This is a genomic window from Alexandriicola marinus (assembly GCF_004000435.1).
GTDB classification, from domain to species: domain Bacteria; phylum Pseudomonadota; class Alphaproteobacteria; order Rhodobacterales; family Rhodobacteraceae; genus Alexandriicola; species Alexandriicola marinus.
Window position 1 is genome coordinate 1 of record NZ_RBVZ01000023.1, and the last position, 17,899, is coordinate 17,899.

Sequence of the window (17,899 nt, forward strand, 5' to 3'; positions counted from 1 at the left end):
GGCCGAGGTATATGCTCAGGCTCGAACCGCCGGCGGTCAGCGCCTGCGCCATGATCGGCCCCGGCGGGCGTGAGACTGCCGCGATCAGCCCGAGATAACCCAGCGTCGCAACCGGCGCTGAGATGACGGTCAGGACCACTCCGGGCACCGGCGGCCCCCATTGCCAGATCGCGCCCCCCAGGAGTCCAAGCGCGACCCCCGGCCCGAGACACCAGCGCCGCGACCGCCGCCAGAGCGGGTGCATTGCATCGTCGATCATGCCGGACTTCACAGCCGCAAGGCCGAGGCAGAACCAGCCGAGCGCCGCAGTGCCCTGAATCACGAGGAAGGACGGCATGATGAAGGCGAAGCCGATGCTGCGGAACAGGACGGCCTCGAAGAACCCGCCATCCGTCAGGATCGCGCGCTCCATCGCGACGATGTCGGGCGGCGTCTCCGGCGCGGCCAGCAGCAGCAGTGGCGCGATGAGGGCCTGAACGAGCAGGAACGCCGCGCCGACCCGGACAAGGCGCCGCATCGGCCAGTCCCGGAACAGGTAGAGGATCGACCCTGTCACGGCATAGATCGTCAGGATGTCGCCGGGAAAGAACAGGCAGCCATGGGCAATCCCGAGGATCAGGAGGCCTATCATGCGGTTGCGATAGACGCGCCCGAACGGCAGCCCACGCCGCGCCACCGAGCGCATGAGGAACCCCAGCCCGACGCCGAACATGAAGGAGAAGAGCCCGTAGGTCTTCAGAAGCGCCAGCCCGTTCACCAGCCATAGGGTGATGGCATCAAGGGCTGTTTCGGCGACAGGGTCGGCGAACCCGTGCAGCGCCGAGAACGCGATGTACTGGACGTTGACGACAACGATACCGAACAGTGCGAAGAGCCGAAGGTAATCGGGCATGAGCGCGCGCGGCGCTAGAACGGTTCGGGTTGTCATTGCCGGGTCTCGCCCTCGTCTGGAAGCTCGAAAAGGTCATGCACGCTGCACCCGAGTTCCCTGGCAAGTCTCAGGGCAAGGATCGTCGATGGCACAAAGACGTTGTTTTCTACCGTGTTGATCGTCTTGCGCGACACGCCGACGTTTTCCGCGAGTTGGGACTGCGTGAGGCCAGCGGCTTTCCGGCGCTCAGTCAGATGCGTGACGAGTTTCATACCAGCCCCTCAGGCCCACCACGCCCATGAACAAGCAATAGGATCCGCCGGTCACAGCGCCCATCATGGGGAAGGCTGCATCTACGCTCACCCAACCCTGCTCAAGAAACAACCAGGCGACGAGATAGACGGTCCAGGCGGTCGTGAAGCCGAACTTGTAGGCCCGGTTCGAGTCGTACTCTGCCCCCTCGTCCCATGCGCGCGCGAGGTTTGCCGTGCCAGCCAAGGCGCCTGTAGCGGCGAGAACAAGCACAAACAGCCCGGCAAGGATCGCCAGCATGAAACCCAAAGGCGCGAAGAACGCCGGCATAACCAACGTCAGGGCTGCGTAAAGCCAGAACATGATCCCAAAGGCCGCCATCGCGGCGCTCCAGATCAACGACAGTTTTGGTGCTGAAATCACAACGCCCTCCAATTTGTAACCTGTAGGTGACACTACCACCCGAATCAGGTAATGTCACCTAAAGGTTACACATACGGGATGGGCGACACCAATGCGAAGATCACGATCCAAAGGGCTGACCAGCTTCATCGGCATTCTCATAGGAATGGGACTGGGTCAGGTCATCTCGTTCGTCTTGGTTGCAGGCGAAACATGGATGATCGTCGACAAGTTGTTGTTTGGCGTCGGCATCGGGGTCGGCCTATCCGCCCTCGCCAATGCAGTCTTGAAGCGCCTTGTCAGTAATGCGGAATGAAATCTCCAAGTCGGTAGTGATTTCTCATGCGGATGCCTTTGGCGGCATGAAAATGGGGCCGAAACGCTACCATGGGCTCGATCTGCTGCGCAGCCTGGCCTTGTTGCTCGGCGTGATCTTTCATGCCGCAATGCCTGTACTGACACCCGAATATCTTGGTTTGCCGTCAAACCAGGTCGAGATCGAACCTGCCCGTGCGCTTGGCCTCTTCGTGGCATGGAGCCACGTATGGCGGATGCCGCTATTCTTTCTATTGGCCGGTTTCTTTGCGCAGATGGTCCTGTCACGTCGAGGGCCCAAAACATTTCTGAAGGATCGTGCAATCCGGATTTTCGGGGTTCTTCTGGTATTCTGTGTCGTCTTCGCGGCCTTGTCGGGCGGAAGCCCCCTTGAGCTCGGACACCTTTGGTTTCTGTGGTTCCTGACCATGATGTGCGTCCTCTCGGCGGTGCTATGGCATTTGCCGTCGCACCGGATCGAAAGACTGGTCCGCTGGACGACATCTAGCGTTCCTCGGCTTGTTGTGCTGGTGCTCCCAGTGGCCTTGGTGAACAGCTTTGGGCGCAATGGTTTGAGCAACATTGTCCCAGTGACGGTGCTTGATCCGGAATTCGGCGGATTCCTCTTCTTCTGGTGTTTCTTTCTGATCGGCCAGGCACTCTGGCTTGGTCGTGCTCTGATAGAAGATCTCGCGCAGGCTGGTGTCTATGGTTCATTTCTTTTAGGCGGTTCGTTACTTGCCATTCTGTTGAGTGGTTGGCCACCAGATACCATCGCATTTCAGCTTGTTGCCGCGGCAGCGACCTTGATGCTTATCTTCGGATTGATCGGTGTAACACAGGCTTTCTTGGGCAAACCCAGCCGCCTTGTGAGCTTCACCGTTCGGGCCTCGTATCCCGTTTACATCGTCCATGTCTGGCCGGCGATTGCGATGACCATCGCCTTCCTTAACTTGGGTGTCGACAGCACCGTGGCGGTCATTTGCAGCACGATGGGCACGATACTGGTAAGCTTGGTGATCTATGCTATTCTGGTGCGGCATACGCCTGTGGACTGGCTTTTCAGCGGCTACCGAAACTCGTGGTTCAAGTGGCCGTGGCGGGCAAACGGTTGGTCGTGACCCGTGCATTGTCGTCCCGGTACCAGCTTCTGATCCAGTTCAAGACTGTCCGAGAGCGTCGAGCATGCTGACCAGGCCGTGTCAACGGCGGGTGAACACGGACAACGCGAGGGTAAGCATCTCGCGGACGCGGGCAGGCTCCTCGCCCGAGGCGCGCTGGGTGATGGCCAGCGCGATCTGCTCGCCGAGATAGCTCGCCCCAGCCTCCACGGGCAACCCGCCCTGCCATTCGCCACTGTCGCGCGCGGCCTGCAAGAGCGCCACGTATGCAGAGCGTGCGGTTGCGTCGATGTCTTCCACGCGTGCCAGGGTCTCGGGTCCGAGCCGGTGCTTTCCAGCCCGCATCTTGTAGAACAGACAGCCGGTTTCCATCCGCGGGTCGGCGGCGGCAAAGTCGACTAGTGCCGCAAGCGTTTCCTGCAACCCGTTGCCGCTGATTACGATCATGAAAACGTCCGAAAGCACCTGTTCGGCATAGCTGTCGAGGACCGCGCGCTTCAGCCCGTCCTCGCTTCCAAACTCGCGGTACAGCGAGGGCTTGGAAATGCCCGCCATCTGGCAGATCGCGTTGACAGACACATCGGCGGGGTCACTTTGCCAGTACGCGGTCATCGCGACGTCCAGCACCTTGTCGGCATTCATCGTGCGCGGTCGGCCGCGTGCAGGTTTCGCTGTGTCAGAACTCATTTTATTACCATGTGGTATTTTATGCCTTGACGGCATCTATCAGATATCCGTACCACTTGGTAACACACCTTGCAACCAAGAGAGTGACACATGGCAAAGACAGGTAGAACGATCGTCATCACAGGGGCCAGCAGCGGCTTCGGCGCGGCAGCGGTTCGCGCGTTTGCGGATCGGGGAGACCGGGTCTGGGGCACGATGCGCGACGCCGGTGGGCGCAATGCGGGCAAGAGGGCCGAATTGGAAGCCTATTCTCCCAACATCGCCATCGCCGAGATGGACGTCACAAGCGACACGTCTGTGGCTGAAGGCTTCGCCCTTATCCTTGCCGAGGGGACTGTCGACATCCTGATCAACAACGCAGGCATCATGTATATCGGCATGACCGACGCCTATTCGGTTACGCAGGCCACGGAACAGATGGACACCAACTATTTCGGGGCCATCCGCGCCATGCAGGCGGTTCTGCCGTCGATGCGCGCGGCCGGTTCGGGCCTCATCATCAACACAAGCTCCCTTGCCGGGCGGGTCTCGGTGCCGTTCTTCGGCACCTATTGCGCCACGAAACACGCGCTGGAAGCCTATAGCCAGAGCCTGCGCTACGAGGTTTCCCCCTTCGGCATCGACATCGCCCTTGTCGAGCCGGGACCGTTCCCCTCGAACCTGCTGGCCGCCGGCAAGCCGCCCGCCCGAGGGGAAGTGCTGGCGTCTTATGGCGACCTCGGCAAGGTGCCTGATGCCATGGTCGCGGGTTTTTCCCAGATGCTGGCCAGCGATGAAGCCCCCGACCCGCAACTGGTCGTCGATGCCTATTTGTCGCTGGCTGATGCCGCACCCGGCAAGCGCCCCACGCGCACGGTTGTCGGCATCACCTGGGGCGTGGACGAGATGAACGCTTTCACCCAACCGCGGCAGGACGCGCTGCTCAAGGAGATGCAACTGGACGGCGTGCTGGGCGGCGCCGACGCCTGACCCCGAACCACCAACCCCGAAAGACTTGTGCACCTGAAAGGACCAATCCAATGTTCAAGACATTGATCGTCGCCACCACGGCGGCCCTGCTGACAACAGCCGCATTCGCCGAGAGCCACGCCCATGGCGACCACCATGTCGCCCTTGCGGACGTGGAGTGGGTCGATGCGCCTATCCCCGGCGTGCAACTGGCGCTGGCCTGGGGCGACGACGCCACTGGTGCGGCCTGGCTGTTTAAGATGGACCCGGGCGTCGCGCTGCCGATGCACACCCATACCCACGATTACTGGGGGCTGAGCATCGCGGGCACATGGGTGCATATCGAGGCGGACGGCACCGAGGTTTCGACCGTGCCGGGCGACTATTCCCTGGTCGAAGGCGGCGTCGTGCATGCCGACCGCTGCGACAGCGATGTCCCCTGCATCGGCCTGCTCGCGTTCACGGGTCCCCGTGACGTCGCGCTGGCCGAATAGGGCAGAAACGTCGTCAGACCTGTTGAACTGCCGTGCTTTGTTCGGCGTCTTGGGCGGTGCCGACGCCTGAGGGGATTGCCCATAGACCTTCCACCACCACTGCACCCACACCCTGAAAGGATCCTCATGATGAAAAAGACGCTCACAGCTGCTGCCGCTGCCACTTTGCTTGCCACCGGTGCCTTTGCCGATGACGCGAGCTCCATCAAGCCGATTGTCGGCACGTTCCTGGGCGCCGTCCTGCAAGGCGACGTCGATACCATGCGCGAAGTGGCGAACGCCGATTACATCCAGCATAACCCCTTCATTCCGACCGGGCTTGAGCCGTTCATAGACCTCCTGCCGGTATTGGCAGAGGCCGGAACCACCGCCGAGAACATCCGCATGTTCGAAGACGGCAACTATGTCTTCATGCACAACATCTGGCGCAATGCCGCCCCGTTCGGTGCCGATGAGATGGTGTCCTTTGACATCATCCGGGTGGATGAGAACGGAAAAGTCGCGGAACACTGGGACGCGTTGCAGCCCCTTGTCACGGACACCGTCAGCGGCAGAACCCAGACCGACGGCCCCACCGAGGTGACGGATCTGGACGAGACCGAGGCCAACAAGGCCCTCGCCGTGGCGCTGATCGAAGACGTGCTGATGGGCAAGAACCCAGCCAAGATCACCGAATATATCAGCGCCGAGAGCTATGCCCAGCACAACCCCCAGATCGCGGATGGGCTGGACGGCATCGTCGCAGCGGTGGAAGCGCTGACGGCGCAGGGCAACATGTTTGTCTACACGGACATCCACGCCGTTTTGGGCGAGGGCAACTTTGTCCTGACCGTCAGCGAGGGCGAATGGAGCGGTCAGACGCATGCCTTCTATGACCTGTTCCGCATGGAAGACGGCATGATCGTCGAGCATTGGGACGTGATCCAGCCCGTCCCGACCGAAGGCCTTGCCAACACCAACGGCATGTTCACCGGCTTCGACAACTGAGCGCTGCGCGGTCGGCGAACAGAACCGGCCGCGCAATCCCGCGCCCATGAACTGCAACCAAGCAGGCGGGATTATCTCTCGCCTGCGACATGGCCGTGATGCGAGAGCCGCGATTGAACGGCCAGACGCCATCATGATGGCTGATCGAAGGAAAAACCAATGCCCGCCTTTGAACTGACCACCGAGAGTTTTCGTCAGCGCCCGGATGTTGTTCGTGCAGTCGAGAATCCCCGGTCACCAAGCAGCGTGCTCAACTACATGTGCGGCTGCGATACTGCGAAGCCGGAAATCCGTGAAAGCCTGAACCAGGACGAAACGGTGCGGCCCTTGATGACGATCTGGTTTCAAAGCGGTCGGACTCTCGACGCGTTTTGCCAGCCATTCGCACCGGTTGTGCGTGAATTGAAGGCCGATCCACCGAGCTTGACCGGCGAAGGCTGGGACAGCCTTGAAGGCAAAGTGGCCAAGGTACTGCTGGCCGATCAATTGTCACGATCCTGTTTTCGGGGCAGCGCCGAAGCCTTTTCCTACGATCCGATTGCCCGCGACCTGATGCGCGCGCTGATGGCCCCGCAGAGGATCGACGACACGCTTACCCTGCCTGCGGCCATTCTCTATCTGTTGCCCTGGGCCCTGGCACATTCCGAGGATGTAGCGGATCTGGACCTTGCCTGCGCCTTTGTCGATCTGGCCATCGGGGCCTATCCGAATTTCAGATTGTTTACCGAGCGCAACAAACCAGCCATCGACCAGCACCGCCAGGTCCTGCAAAAATTCGGTCGCTACCCGCAACGCAACGCTGAGTTTGGTCGCGAGACTACGGCGGCTGAGAAAGCATGGCTCAACGATAAAGAAAACCTGCCCATCTGGGCGGGCGGCAAGGCGTCTTTCAGCCAAAGAATTGGATAATTGAGGCATGACACACACACAGATTGCCCGTCCGAATTCGCATGCGTGCTCACGCGAATGATTGGGTTTGCGCATGAGTTACGCACCGGACGCATGATGCCGGCGCAGAAGGGCGCGAACCCGACACTGTTCCCGTGGCTCTTCCAAGCGGTGCCACAATAGATACCCCTTTAATCGAAAGGATTAATCGAAATGTCTTCCACTTTTGCCTCCACCCTCGGCCTTCTGCTATGACTTGCTCCGGCTATCTTCCATACTGTCGAAGTTGCCCGTCCGCTCTGGGCACGATGGATCGTGAACTGGGTGCTGCCGTTCTTCGCTCCCGGCCTGCCGCGCCCGTCGAAGGCACTGACCCATAATGACCAGATCGCCATGCTTGATGCGGCATTGGACGCCGCCCCGAAAGACAAGGCACCTGCGGGCGCGGACTACATCTTTCTTTTGCTGTTCGAGCAACGCCAAGGCGCGCTAGCCTTCATCGCGGTGGCGGTTGGTATCCTGTACGGACTAACTCTTCCCTTGGCCGACCGTCATGCGCTGCATTTGGTCTTCGGCGTGATGGCGACCCTTTTCGCGCTGGTGAATGCCAACCATGCCGGTGTTCCCGGACTTGGGCATCACCCCAGGGTCAGCCGCAATGGGCGCAATGTCGGCATCCTCATGGCCCCCTTCTGGGCGGCAGCTGCGATCCTAAACTACATCGGCTTCAGCAACTGACCGCTGCGTGGCTTGGAAATGAACCCACCTGCAATACTACGGGGCTCATGGTTCGGACCCAAGCAAGCGGTAAGGTATATCTGGCAGTTTCTCGTAATCACAATACTTATCTGGAGCTAACACAATGCGGAGCCCCGTACCTGATCTCATTCATGGCCTTCGTTGCCTTTCTTCGATTTTGTCAAAGGTCGAAAGCCATTGTGCAAATCGCAAGATTGACCCAGACGCCCTTCTCAAATCGCGGCTGTATCCGGATATGTTCCATCTGACTCGCAACGTCACCACGGCCTGCGATTCTGCAAAGCTTACAGCCGCCCGTTTGTCGCAGACCGATCCACCCAGATATGAGGACAACGAAGTGTCATTCGCGGAGCTTCAGGGTCGCATCGCGAACACGATCGCATTTCTGGAGGCGATCCCCGATGCCGCTTTCGCTGCTGCCGAAACGCGGGAGCTGGCAGTGCCGCTTGCGCCCGAAGGAACGGCTCGCGACGGGCAGACCTACCTAACGCGCTTCGGATTGCCGAACTTCTACTTTCATCTGGCGACGGCCTACAACATCTTGCGCCACAATGGCGTGCCCTTGGGAAAGCGCGATTTTCTTTGGGCGAGTTGAACTGCTCAACAGCGGTCCGGTCTATGGACCGCTGCCGAAGATCTTCAGCTTGATCGCGATGCCCGCGAGCAGCGCCAGCATCACGCCGGTGGTGATCATGCGGACGGCGGTCTGCATCGCGGTGCGGCGCACCAGCCGCACGCAGTCGAGCAAGGATCGCAGATCCCGTATATCGAGCGCCGCTTCTTCACCGTCGAGACCAACATCGGCGAGCGCGCGCTTGGCGCCTTTCTCGGCGGCCCGTGCCAGCATCGCCTCGAACTCGGCGTCGGGCATGCGCACGAAACCCTGATCGGATCGGGGTGGTGTCATGGGGTAACCCTCTCTCCGTTCAGCCGATCTTGCAGCCCCAAAGGGACGTGTTATCGGCCGCGAAATATCCATCCTGCGCGCGGAAACCCGAGCAGTCATGAGCGACTGCGGCCGCCGTACTGCCGGTGTTCATGTAGTTGCGGGGGCTCAGGAGCTGGGTGGCGGCGGGGAGGTTCGCGGTGATCTCGACCTCGGCGACGGCGCCGGAGACTTCCTCCACGACGCGGACCCAGACCGAACTGGCGTTCGGGGCGGCGTAGAGGAAGAGGGTCAGGACATTGGTAGCCGAGGCGACCGCGAAGCTCGCCTGAACTGCCCCCCGGTCGTCACTCGTTCCTCCCTCTTTTGGCCGCCGCGCGGGTCCCCACGCGAACGCGAAAACCCCGCCTGGCGGATCACGCAGGCGGGGCAATGACAGGGTGCTGCTGAAGGACGCGATAAGCTCCATCCACGTCCTTGCTAGCTACGCTGCCAGCACCGCGCGATACTTCGTCTCGCCCGGGAATTGCCCGTCGAAATGCGCGGCGTGGAACGTGACCACCGGCGCGAAATGGCGAGCATAAAGCCGGTGCGCCGGGTCGTTGCCCGCGATCGCTCCCACGGCAAGGTCTGCGGCCCCCTTCACCCTCGCGGCGGCCTTGGCCTCCTGCATCAGCCGGTCGCCGAGGCCGAGGCCCCGGAACTCCGGCAACACGCCCACCGCTTCTAAGATCGCACCGGCGAGGGGGGTCAGCATGGCCTCGTCTTCAGGCGTGAAGGCGCTATCGTAAGCCGCGCGAAACGCCTGCAGCCGGGCACCGTCCCACCCCAGTCGCGCGGCGACCGCGGGCATCCTGTCCATCCGCAAGGGGTGTCGGTTTCCGGCGTCGGGCAGGAACACCGCGCAGGCCGCGGCGGGGTTGCCGTCCACCGTCAGCACCACAAAGTCCGCGATTAAACCCCAGGCAAAGGCATCCTCGGCCAGCACCACCTCGAGGAAGGGCAGCGTTGACGTGTCCACTGGGTCGAGCACCTGCCGCAAAGGCGACTGCGGGAAGGGCGGGGTGGACGCGATCTCGATGATGCGGGCGAGGAACGGGATGTCCTCGGCGCGCCCGGCGCGGGCTACGATCACGGGGACAATGGCGGGTTCGGTCATGGCAGGCTCCGATTGACAGGTTTAATGGATACATGCAGTCTGTATGTGAGATGAATAAATGCATACGCTGTGTATGTCAAGGAGGCGCAATGACCGAATCCGTCGCGCCGCGCACAAAGCGCGCGATGACCGCCGCCACCACCGCCCGTCTAATGGCGGCCGCGCGGGATGCCTTTGCCACGCAGGGTTTTGCCAACGTCGCGGCCGAAGCGCTGACCGCCGAACTCGGGCTGACGCGTGGCGCGCTCTACCACCATTTCGGCGGCAAGGAGGGCCTCTTCGCCGCCGTCGTGCGGGCGCTAGAGGACGATATCGCCGCACAATTGACCGCGCTCTGGGACGCCGCGCCCAATCCGGCCGCGGGGCTGGCGGCGGTATGCGAGGGCTGGCTGGACCTCGCCTGCGACTCGGGCCTGCAGCGCATCCTGTTCCGCGATGCGCCCGCCGTGCTCGGTCCGCGGGCGAGCGCCCTCGACGGCGAAGCGTCGCGGGCTGCGCTGACCGCAGCCATCGCTGCTGTGCCCAACCCCGGCGACGAGCCGCGCGATGACGAGGCATTGGCGCGCCTCCTCGATGCCGCGCTCGGCGACCTGGCCCTGTGGATCGCGGCAAGCGACGACCCGCCCGCAACCCGCGCACGCGCGGGCCGGGCGCTCGACCGTCTGCTCGCGGGGCTGGACCTTGTCCCGCGCCCGCCTGCCAAGATACCGGGCATCCCCTAACCGGGACATTTCATCAAGCTCGATCGAGCTGCAGCCATTGTTTGAACGCCATCAGATCCCGGGCGCGGTCTCGCCGCCGAGGGTATGGAGGTCGACGTAGATCGAAGCGGGGTTTGCAGGTCAGCCGACCTTGCAGCCCCAGAAGGATGTGTGGTCGGCGGCGAAGTAGCCGTCCGCGACCCGGAAATACCCCTGCAGCTCGACGGTATCGCCCGCAGTCAGCGGCACCAGGGTCTGCAGCCAGATCGCGGTGGCGAGCGAGACATGGGTGGCGGAGATTTCGCCGAAGGAGCCACGGATTTCGGTCGTGCCGTTCAGGACGAGCCGTCCGCGCAAGCGGGCACAAGTGAATTGCTATCGGAATTCACGGCACAGAGAGGTAGTCGGCTGAGACGTACCCGGTGATCTGTGGCGCATCTCTGAGGGAGACCCGGCACCAGAGCTGGCCGATTTCGGTCACGCAGTCGCGACGGATAAGTTCAGTGCCGTCAGGCAGGCCGAGGATAACGCGAAAGCCGAGCCCCGGGCCGCCCCGCAATTTCAGAAGTTCATCCTGCCCTGCGCCCTCTACCACCGCGCGCGCGCCGGTCAGACCACTACAGCCGGCGAGGAGCACGAGCGTGAGAAGGGCAGTCGATGTAATTCTGGTCACGATCCAAACTCACTCGGTCGGGCTTCCTGTTCCTACCTTCACTCTCGAGGCATGACAATGTTCGCGGATCATGGCTTCGGCTCGGCAGACGCCACCTTCTGCTTACGTGCCAGTAAGTTCCGCACATTAGAAACATGCCACTGCCCGCCGCGTCTTGTTCGGATGCCACGGCTGTTCAGCTCGGCGGCGATGGCGCGCAGGGTGGTGTGGCCGTGGGCCCTGATATCCGCGAGCACGGGGGCGAGGGATCGGGCGAAGGTGTCGGCATTCTCGGTAACAGTCCGACGAAGAGCCGCCCCGCCTTTGCCTGACCGCCGCAGCGCGGCGGCCCCGTTCGGGTTGCCCAGCGTCACCCCGCGGGCCTTCGCAGCCGCCAGCGCCTCTTTCGTGCGGCGTGAGATTGCCTCGCGCTCCTGTTCGGCGACCAGCGCCATGATGCCCACCGTCAGGCTGTTGGCCTCGGGCATGTCGCACGCAAGGAAGCGCACCCCGCTGTCGCGGAGGGTGAGAAGGAACGCGGCGTTACGACTGAGACGGTCCAGCTTCGCGATCACGAGCGTGGCGCCGGTCAGGCGCGCGAGGTCGATGGCCATGGCCAGTTCCGGCCGGTCTGCTCTACGGCCGCTCTCGACCTCGGTGAAGCGGGCGAACAGGTCTGCCTGCTGCCCCGTCACGTAGTCCTCGATCGCCTTGCGCTGCGCCTCCAGTCCCAGCCCTGAGCTGCGAGATCTGGATGTCAATATTGATCGCCTCGTGACGGCTAGCTTCCTGAGCCAGCGCACTATCGCAACGGAGATTCTGATTGATGATGACGATCTCGGCCCGATCGAGACAGCGACCCATGCCGACCTCGGTCGCGAAATAGCCTCCCTTAGCATCGGCGAGGACATCCCTTTGGGCGAAGCAGGGCTCGATCAGCTACTCAGCTGGACGATCAATCGAGACTATATCCGTTCGAAAGTCCTTTCCGCCTTGGCGCCCCTTGGGGTGACCACGCGTCCTGAGGGCCTGGGCCGAGGTCTGTATTCGCTCGGTTCGGGCCAGGTCGGTTCGGATCGGCTACCGATCTATCTTTGGGAAAGCATCGACGACCTCAAGTCTCTCCAGCAGGTCGACAGTTTGTTGCGTGGCAAAGCCGATCGGGCATCCGGCCTCGTCCTGACGCCCGGCGATTGCGGCCTCGACTATCTGGGAAAACACATGGTCGTGAACCTCGCCGAGACGATTGACACCGATCAGCGGCAACTCGACCTGCCCGGCTTGGAACTGCTCTGGGCGAACAGGCGCGGCGCCGCGGTCTCCGCGGATGCAGTTGAATTTCTCGACCACGGCGATCGGGCTGTCTTGTTCCTGCCCAACGAAGACCCGTGGACGATCATCGGCGAAAGTAGGGTCAAGATCGTCGAGAAGCTCTACAAAGCTCACCTCAGTGGCCAGAACTCGGTCCAGACCGGTGCGTTGCTGAACCACACCGGTTCCGCGAGCCCAGCTGCCGCCTTCGGAGCGTCTGATTGGAACGGACACATAAAAGACCGATACATCTACAGCCCAAAGCGAAAGTTCTGGGCTCTAAAAATAGCGCCAACATAAATCCAGCAACGGTCGAACAACGGACCGGCAACGATTCGCCTTCCGAAAAGGTCTCCAGAAGCCGACGGAGACCGACATGGCAGACAATCCGAACACCCCGAACGACCACCTTCCAGAAAGACTGACAGAGCGTGAACTCGCGCGCCATTGGCGGATCAGCCAGCGGACCCTGCAGCGCTGGAGGGAAGCCGGCGCAGGTCCGTCCTGGTACAGGATCGGCGGCCGGGTTCTCTACGGGCGCAATGATGTCCGTGATTTCGAGAACGCTAGCCGCTTTCCCGGAGCCGCACCATGAGCACGCCATCCTCACAGATGATCGCTGCCCTGGCCTATGCTCATCGGGGATGGATGGTCTTCCCGCTTGGTGCCGATACCAAGGGGCGGTCCGCTGACGGCCGTTCGACCCACCTGCTGCCGGCAGGCCACAAGGATGCCTCGTGCGATCTGAACCTGATACGCAATTGGTGGACGCGCTGGCCCGACGCCAATATCGGTCTCAGCCTTTCGGCCTCAGGACTCGTGGCAATAGATGCAGACCTCTACAAGCCAGGCTGTGATTGGTACGATGTGTCGATTGGAAAAACGCTGCCACCGACCTTCACTCAGGCCTCACCGAGAGGCGGTCGCCACTATGTGTTCTCGGCAGACAAAAGCACGAAGTTCCCGGGGAAGCTGTGCCAAGGCGTCGATGTAAAGCATCACGGGTACATTCTGCTCGCCCCCTCGACATTTGAAGGCAAGCCTTACGAGGTAGTTGATGATAGCTCGCCAGTTCGTTGCCCCGACTGGATAGCGACGTTCTGTGAGCCCCGTGAAAGAAGAGCGGCTGTCCTTCAATTCGAACAGAACCCTGCAAACAGATCCGAAGTCGCGGAGCTCCTCTCCTGGATCGATCCGGATGGCCGCGCTCAAGACCACGCCGACGCAGGAGCTGAAGGCGCAGTGGCGCGACCTATTTGACAGCGAACCGCCGCCGTTCAATCGCCGCTACCTGGAGAGCCGGCTCGCTTACCGCATCCAGGAACTTACCTACGGCGGCTTGAAGCCGAAAACGGTGAAACGGCTGGAGGCCCTTGGCGAGCAACTCGATGGCGGTGATCGCAAGAAGAGCCGCATCCGCGCTGACATGATGCCCATCATCGGCACACGGCTGATCCGTGAATGGCAGGGCGTCGAACACGTCGTCACCGTCACCGCTGACGGGTTCGACTGGCAGGGACGACCCTACAAGTCGCTGTCGGCCGTCGCCCGCGCCATCACCGGCACGCGCTGGAATGGCTGGGTGTTCTTCGGGCTGAGAAACCATCGGAGGGGCGCATGACCAAACCAATAGTCAGGAAACTGCGCTGCGCGATCTACACCCGGAAATCCTCCGAGGAAGGGCTGGAGCAGGAGTTCAACTCGCTCCACGCCCAGCGCGAGGCCTGTGAAGCCTATATCGCCAGCCAGCGGTCTGAGGGCTGGGTGTTGGTCCGTGATCAGTATGACGATGGCGGCATCTCGGGCGGCACCCTGGAACGGCCTGGCTTGAAGCGGCTGCTGGAGGATATCGAAGACGGGCTGGTCGACGTGGTCGTGGTCTACAAGATCGACCGCCTCAGCCGCTCGCTGGCCGACTTCGCCAAGCTGGTCGAGGTGTTCGACCGGAACGGCGTGACCTTCGTCTCGGTGACGCAGAGCTTCAACACGACCACGTCGATGGGCAGGCTGACGCTGAACATCCTGCTGTCCTTCGCTCAATTCGAGCGTGAGGTGACCGCCGAACGCATCCGAGACAAGGTCGCCGCCAGCCGAAAGAAGGGCATGTGGATGGGCGGGGTGCCGCCCTATGGCTACCGCGTCGAGAATCGGAAGCTGGTGATCGATGACGAGCGCGCCCAGCATGTCCGCTGGATCTTCGCCCGCTTCCTCGAAATCGGATCGGGCACCGAACTGGCGCGGGAGGTCGCGAAACGCGGCATCCGCACGCCGCGCGGTAATCGCATCGACAAGAAGTACCTCTACCGGATGCTGAACAACCGCGCCTATATCGGCGAGGCGGTCCACAAGGGCGACAGCTACCCCGGCGAGCACGACGCGATCATCGACCGCGAGACTTGGGACCGCGTGCACGCCATCCTGACCGAAAGCCCGCGCAAGCGCGCCGCCCGCACCCGCGCCAATACGCCCGCGCTGCTGAAGGGCCTGCTGTTCGGACCCGACGGCGCGGCCTTCTCGCCGACGCACACCCGCAAGGGACACAGGCTCTACCGCTACTACGTCAGCCAGACGGTGTTGAAGCATGGGGCCGGATCATGCCCTGTCGGCCGAGTGCCAGCGGGCGAGGTCGAGGCCGCCGTCATCGACCAGCTTCGCGCCGTGTTCCGCCAGCCCGAGATCGTTGCGGGGACATGGAAGGCGGCGCGCGCCCACGCCGACGACATCACCGAGGCCGACGCCCGCGCGGCCTTGCGGCAGCTCGACCCGCTTTGGGACGAACTGTTCCCCACCGAGCAGGCGCGCATAGTGGCGCTGCTGATCGAGCGCGTAGATATCGGCACGGAAGGGTTAAATGTGCGGCTGCGCGTCGATGGGCTGAGCGGCCTCGCGCGCGAGATGCTTGCCGGCGGTATCGAGGCCGCCGCATGACCCGCGGGGCTCCGATCCCCGACGCTGTGACGCTCCACGTCCCGTTCCGGATCGTGAAGCGTGGCGGACGGAAGGAGATGCAGATGTCGGACGGTGCTGTTCAACCGCGCCGGACAGATAGCGCCCTCGTCAAGGCGCTGGCCCGCGCGTTCCGATGGAAGCACATGCTGGACTCAGGCGAGTTCGCAACTATCGCTGAACTGGCCGAACGCGAGGGCATCGCATCTTCCTACATGACCCGCGTTCTGCGCCTGACCTTGCTCGCGCCGGACATCGTCGAGGCGATCCTGGAAGGGAAGCAGGGACCGGAAGTGACGCTGGAAAGGGTGCTGGAGCTATTTCCGGTGGATTGGGAAGAACAGTCGGACCGCTTTTCGCAGATTGGGTAAGGCTGCCCTTCACGAACGGATCAACGATCGACCGGATCTCGCCCATACCCGAAGTTGCTCGATTCCGGCGTTTGCAGAGCCTGACAATCTCAAGAAGAGCCAGGCCGGTCTCTCTCGGGGGGGCAGGTGGACGCTCCGTCGCGGCAACGAAAGCCGGTCGCTCGCGGATCGTCCGGCTGTTCCAGCACGGGCCGTCGGTGCTCTCGGACGTCAGGGCGCAGGGACCGCCCAGCGTTTCGGGTTCAGAACAGGAAGTCGACGTCCACGGACGCGACCGAACCATCCGATCCCGATCCCCCGGTCTGGTAGCTCGAGATCAGGCAGTCCTCGCAAAGGATGCCATCGGCTTCCTCATGATCGGGAGACGTGGTCCACCAAACTTCGACGGTCCTGTCGAGGCGAGTGGCTTCAATCTCGGGGTCGCTGTCCTTGGTCGCGGTGAAGACGAAGCTGTCGTCGCTGTCTGCGCTCTTGCTCACCTCGTCCTCGGTCATCTTGCCCGAGCAGTCCAGCGTGAACACGATGTCGGTATAGGGCATGGGTCCCGTCCGTTTTTATTGGTCAGGTTGGTCGCGCGTCTGTCAGTGACGCACGTCGAAATTGTAGGAGCCAAAAAGCTCTTCTGTCGGCATGGTTTCCGTGCCGGCGTCGCCGCCGCTCGTGACGTTGTCGGCGCCGTTCTTGTCGCTGTCCTGCTGGTCGCTGGTGCCCTTGTCGCTGGACGTGGACGTATAGCTGGCCGACCTGTCGCTGTCGTAGCTGTAGTAGTTCTCCTTCCCCCACGCGGCGGCGAGGGTCGGCGTCAGGGCGATGAGTGCGGCGAGGGCGAGGCGGGTCATGGCAGTCTCCTTCGGGATGGGGGCGGTCACTTGCCGGTGTCGGCGCTGGTCCGGTGTTGGTGACGGTTACTTGGCTTNAGTCTCCTTCGGGATGGGGGCGGTCACTTGCCGGTGTCGGCGCTGGTCCGGTGTTGGTGACGGTTACTTGGCTTCGTCGTCGCCAGATTGCGATGTTTCGACTTCTGAAATTGAGGCCGTTGTCTCCGCCGTAGCCCCCTTCGCATCGTCGTTGGACGAGGTGGTGTAGCTGGCGGACCTGTCGCTGCTGTAGCTGTAGTAGCTCGTCTTCCCCCATGCGGCGGCGAGGGTCGGGGTCAGGGCGATCAGTGCCATGGGAATGGCCAAACGGGCGGGTTGAAAAGACTTGGAATTCATCGGGATCCTTCCGGTGAAGAGTTGCAAGTGATGGGACAAACCCGGCGATAGGTCGGCCAACCGTTCAAATTCCTTGGCGGCCAGGTCTCAGGCCGAGCGTGCCCTGCGTCCGAACCCGACAAGGCCGGCCACGGCGCCAAGAAGCAGCAGCATCGACGCGGGCAGCGGGATCGGGGTGGCCATGCTGGGCACATAGACGCCGCCGATCGAGACCGAGAACGGGTCCGTCGAGGTGTCGCCCACGATCCGTCCCCAGATCGTCATCCGTCCCGTCGCCTCATAGCTGTTGGCGTCGGTCAGGATACTGACCGGGAACGAATCCTCGCGCACTTGCTGCACCAGATAGCCCACGTTCAGGGCCTGGAAGAAATTGAACGACAGCGTGTCGCCGTCGGCCGACCGTTCGGCCGTCGTCGGCCCCCGGTCGCCCGCCAGATCGGTGCGGTACGACACGTCCGTGTCGAAACCCGCGTAGCCGGTGATCGAAAACCCGTCGATCAGCATGACGTCGGTAGCCGTATTGATCCAGTTGGTCAGCGTGTGCGAGATGATCGTTCCGCCCGTCACATCCGAGCGCTGCACCGAGACCTCGTGCACACCGCCCTGAATGAACAGGCTCGGTTGCGGATAAGAGTTCCAGAACAGCTGTTGCGTGGCCAGCGTGGCCCCCGCAACTTCCGGGTTCGAAGCGGCCGTTGTCCCGGGCATGATGACCGTGTCACCGGGGATGAGCGTCGCGGCACGGGCCGCGCCGGGTAAGGCAACCGCCACGGCAAGGACAGCGGCGGGGATGAAACAGAGTGCCATGGACAGGTTCCTTCGACTGTGGCCACCGTTGGGGGCGTCTTCTATTTTCCGGTCGTGCTGGACGCGCTTTTGTCGCTCGACGTGGTCGTGTAGCTGGCCGACTTGTCGCTCGAATAGCTGTAGTAGTT

The 17,899-nt window shown here is 62.4% G+C and carries 29 protein-coding genes; 15 read left to right on the top strand and 14 right to left on the bottom strand.

Going from position 1 to position 17,899, the window contains the following annotated elements; genetic code table 11:
* The 3 genes from EP376_RS21500 to EP376_RS21510 all read right to left on the bottom strand — a co-directional run.
* A partial coding sequence (locus EP376_RS21500; protein ID WP_127657559.1) for a DUF418 domain-containing protein occupies positions 1–928 on the bottom strand: 928 nt, incomplete at its 3' end.
* Positions 925–1,143 carry a helix-turn-helix transcriptional regulator gene (locus tag EP376_RS21505; RefSeq protein WP_127657560.1) on the bottom strand — a complete coding sequence of 73 codons (219 nt, stop codon included), beginning with the start codon at positions 1,141–1,143 and terminating at the stop codon, positions 925–927. The genes EP376_RS21505 and EP376_RS21500, both read right to left, overlap by 4 nt.
* On the bottom strand, positions 1,118–1,546 hold the full coding sequence (locus tag EP376_RS21510; RefSeq protein WP_127657561.1) for a hypothetical protein: 429 nt from the start codon (positions 1,544–1,546) through the stop codon (positions 1,118–1,120). Before EP376_RS21510 ends, EP376_RS21505 begins: the two co-directional genes overlap by 26 nt.
* 91 nt (positions 1,547–1,637) lie before the next feature.
* On the opposite strand from EP376_RS21510, the gene EP376_RS21515 reads away from it, so the two are divergent.
* On the top strand, positions 1,638–1,841 hold the full coding sequence (locus tag EP376_RS21515) for a hypothetical protein (RefSeq protein WP_127657562.1): 204 nt from the start codon (positions 1,638–1,640) through the stop codon (positions 1,839–1,841).
* Positions 1,831–2,961 (top strand): acyltransferase family protein, encoded by a 1,131-nt coding sequence (locus EP376_RS21520; RefSeq protein WP_127657563.1) that lies wholly within the window; start codon positions 1,831–1,833, stop codon positions 2,959–2,961. Before EP376_RS21515 ends, EP376_RS21520 begins: the two co-directional genes overlap by 11 nt.
* Positions 2,962–3,042: 81 nt before the next feature.
* Here the strand turns inward: EP376_RS21520 and EP376_RS21525 are convergent, their stop codons facing one another.
* Entirely contained in the window at positions 3,043–3,603 is a 561-nt protein-coding gene (locus EP376_RS21525) for a TetR/AcrR family transcriptional regulator (protein ID WP_164745032.1), read from the bottom strand.
* Between the two features lie 135 nt (positions 3,604–3,738).
* Between EP376_RS21525 and EP376_RS21530 the strand changes: the two genes are divergently transcribed.
* The 6 genes from EP376_RS21530 to EP376_RS21555 all read left to right on the top strand — a co-directional run bounded on the left by EP376_RS21530 (position 3,739) and on the right by EP376_RS21555 (position 8,319).
* The gene (locus EP376_RS21530) at positions 3,739–4,617 is read left to right on the top strand and encodes an SDR family oxidoreductase (RefSeq protein WP_127657565.1); all 879 of its coding nucleotides are present in this window, start codon (positions 3,739–3,741) and stop codon (positions 4,615–4,617) included.
* A gap of 50 nt (positions 4,618–4,667) precedes the next feature.
* Positions 4,668–5,090: a cupin domain-containing protein gene (locus EP376_RS21535; protein WP_127657566.1), complete on the top strand. Its 423-nt coding sequence runs from the start codon at positions 4,668–4,670 to the stop codon at positions 5,088–5,090.
* A 129-nt stretch (positions 5,091–5,219) separates the two neighbouring features.
* Positions 5,220–6,077 (top strand): nuclear transport factor 2 family protein, encoded by an 858-nt coding sequence (locus EP376_RS21540; RefSeq protein WP_203331103.1) that lies wholly within the window; start codon positions 5,220–5,222, stop codon positions 6,075–6,077.
* 159 nt (positions 6,078–6,236) lie between these two features.
* Complete coding sequence (locus tag EP376_RS21545; protein WP_238928948.1) at positions 6,237–6,986, top strand: DUF924 family protein; 750 nt, start codon at positions 6,237–6,239, stop codon at positions 6,984–6,986.
* 294 nt (positions 6,987–7,280) lie between these two features.
* On the top strand, positions 7,281–7,703 hold the full coding sequence (locus EP376_RS21550; protein WP_127657568.1) for a hypothetical protein: 423 nt from the start codon (positions 7,281–7,283) through the stop codon (positions 7,701–7,703).
* Positions 7,704–7,827: 124 nt separating this feature from the next.
* Positions 7,828–8,319, top strand: coding sequence for a DUF1993 domain-containing protein (locus EP376_RS21555; RefSeq protein WP_127657569.1), 492 nt, complete (start codon positions 7,828–7,830; stop codon positions 8,317–8,319).
* Between the two features lie 21 nt (positions 8,320–8,340).
* Here EP376_RS21555 and EP376_RS21560 read toward each other — a convergent pair whose 3' ends face one another.
* Genes EP376_RS21560 through EP376_RS21570 form a run of 3 tightly spaced genes read right to left on the bottom strand, consistent with a single transcriptional unit; the run spans position 8,341 to position 9,769 of the window.
* The gene (locus tag EP376_RS21560) at positions 8,341–8,595 is read right to left on the bottom strand and encodes a DUF6127 family protein (protein WP_203331107.1); all 255 of its coding nucleotides are present in this window, start codon (positions 8,593–8,595) and stop codon (positions 8,341–8,343) included.
* 55 nt (positions 8,596–8,650) lie between these two features.
* Positions 8,651–9,079, bottom strand: coding sequence for a hypothetical protein (locus EP376_RS21565; RefSeq protein ID WP_338068419.1), 429 nt, complete (start codon positions 9,077–9,079; stop codon positions 8,651–8,653).
* Positions 9,080–9,094: 15 nt separating this feature from the next.
* A complete protein-coding gene (locus tag EP376_RS21570) occupies positions 9,095–9,769 on the bottom strand; it encodes a GNAT family N-acetyltransferase (RefSeq protein WP_127657571.1) in 675 nt (224 codons plus the stop codon).
* An 89-nt stretch (positions 9,770–9,858) separates the two neighbouring features.
* Between EP376_RS21570 and EP376_RS21575 the strand changes: the two genes are divergently transcribed.
* Positions 9,859–10,491: a TetR/AcrR family transcriptional regulator gene (locus EP376_RS21575; RefSeq protein WP_164745033.1), complete on the top strand. Its 633-nt coding sequence runs from the start codon at positions 9,859–9,861 to the stop codon at positions 10,489–10,491.
* A gap of 120 nt (positions 10,492–10,611) precedes the next feature.
* Here the strand turns inward: EP376_RS21575 and EP376_RS21580 are convergent, their stop codons facing one another.
* The 3 genes from EP376_RS21580 to EP376_RS21590 form a co-directional block, all read right to left on the bottom strand.
* Positions 10,612–10,827 carry a hypothetical protein gene (locus EP376_RS21580; RefSeq protein ID WP_238928947.1) on the bottom strand — a complete coding sequence of 72 codons (216 nt, stop codon included), beginning with the start codon at positions 10,825–10,827 and terminating at the stop codon, positions 10,612–10,614.
* A 28-nt stretch (positions 10,828–10,855) separates the two neighbouring features.
* Complete coding sequence (locus EP376_RS21585) at positions 10,856–11,143, bottom strand: SH3 domain-containing protein (RefSeq protein WP_127657573.1); 288 nt, start codon at positions 11,141–11,143, stop codon at positions 10,856–10,858.
* A gap of 68 nt (positions 11,144–11,211) precedes the next feature.
* Entirely contained in the window at positions 11,212–11,883 is a 672-nt protein-coding gene (locus tag EP376_RS21590) for a recombinase family protein (RefSeq protein ID WP_238928946.1), read from the bottom strand.
* 13 nt (positions 11,884–11,896) lie between these two features.
* Here EP376_RS21590 and EP376_RS21595 point away from each other — a divergent pair, with 13 nt between their 5' ends.
* From EP376_RS21595 to EP376_RS21620, 6 genes are all read left to right on the top strand, one after another.
* Complete coding sequence (locus EP376_RS21595; RefSeq protein ID WP_238928945.1) at positions 11,897–12,733, top strand: hypothetical protein; 837 nt, start codon at positions 11,897–11,899, stop codon at positions 12,731–12,733.
* 76 nt (positions 12,734–12,809) lie between these two features.
* Positions 12,810–13,028, top strand: coding sequence for a helix-turn-helix domain-containing protein (locus EP376_RS21600; RefSeq protein ID WP_127657576.1), 219 nt, complete (start codon positions 12,810–12,812; stop codon positions 13,026–13,028).
* Positions 13,025–13,693, top strand: coding sequence for a bifunctional DNA primase/polymerase (locus tag EP376_RS21605; RefSeq protein ID WP_127657577.1), 669 nt, complete (start codon positions 13,025–13,027; stop codon positions 13,691–13,693). The genes EP376_RS21600 and EP376_RS21605 overlap by 4 nt, the downstream gene beginning before the upstream one ends.
* On the top strand, positions 13,632–14,054 hold the full coding sequence (locus tag EP376_RS21610) for a DUF2924 domain-containing protein (protein WP_127657578.1): 423 nt from the start codon (positions 13,632–13,634) through the stop codon (positions 14,052–14,054). Before EP376_RS21605 ends, EP376_RS21610 begins: the two co-directional genes overlap by 62 nt.
* Positions 14,051–15,361: a recombinase family protein gene (locus EP376_RS21615; protein WP_127657579.1), complete on the top strand. Its 1,311-nt coding sequence runs from the start codon at positions 14,051–14,053 to the stop codon at positions 15,359–15,361. The genes EP376_RS21610 and EP376_RS21615 overlap by 4 nt, the downstream gene beginning before the upstream one ends.
* An 83-nt stretch (positions 15,362–15,444) precedes the next feature.
* Positions 15,445–15,750, top strand: coding sequence for a hypothetical protein (locus EP376_RS21620; RefSeq protein WP_476724202.1), 306 nt, complete (start codon positions 15,445–15,447; stop codon positions 15,748–15,750).
* A 242-nt stretch (positions 15,751–15,992) separates the two neighbouring features.
* Here EP376_RS21620 and EP376_RS21625 read toward each other — a convergent pair whose 3' ends face one another.
* From EP376_RS21625 to EP376_RS21640, 4 genes are all read right to left on the bottom strand, one after another.
* On the bottom strand, positions 15,993–16,289 hold the full coding sequence (locus EP376_RS21625; RefSeq protein ID WP_127657581.1) for a hypothetical protein: 297 nt from the start codon (positions 16,287–16,289) through the stop codon (positions 15,993–15,995).
* Between the two features lie 42 nt (positions 16,290–16,331).
* Positions 16,332–16,589, bottom strand: a complete 258-nt coding sequence (locus EP376_RS21630) for a hypothetical protein (RefSeq protein WP_127657582.1) — start codon at positions 16,587–16,589, stop codon at positions 16,332–16,334.
* A 141-nt stretch (positions 16,590–16,730) separates the two neighbouring features.
* The gene (locus EP376_RS21635) at positions 16,731–17,024 is read right to left on the bottom strand and encodes a hypothetical protein (RefSeq protein ID WP_127657583.1); all 294 of its coding nucleotides are present in this window, start codon (positions 17,022–17,024) and stop codon (positions 16,731–16,733) included.
* A 27-nt stretch (positions 17,025–17,051) separates the two neighbouring features.
* Complete coding sequence (locus EP376_RS21640; RefSeq protein ID WP_127657584.1) at positions 17,052–17,771, bottom strand: hypothetical protein; 720 nt, start codon at positions 17,769–17,771, stop codon at positions 17,052–17,054.
* Positions 17,772–17,899: the final 128 nt, after the last annotated feature.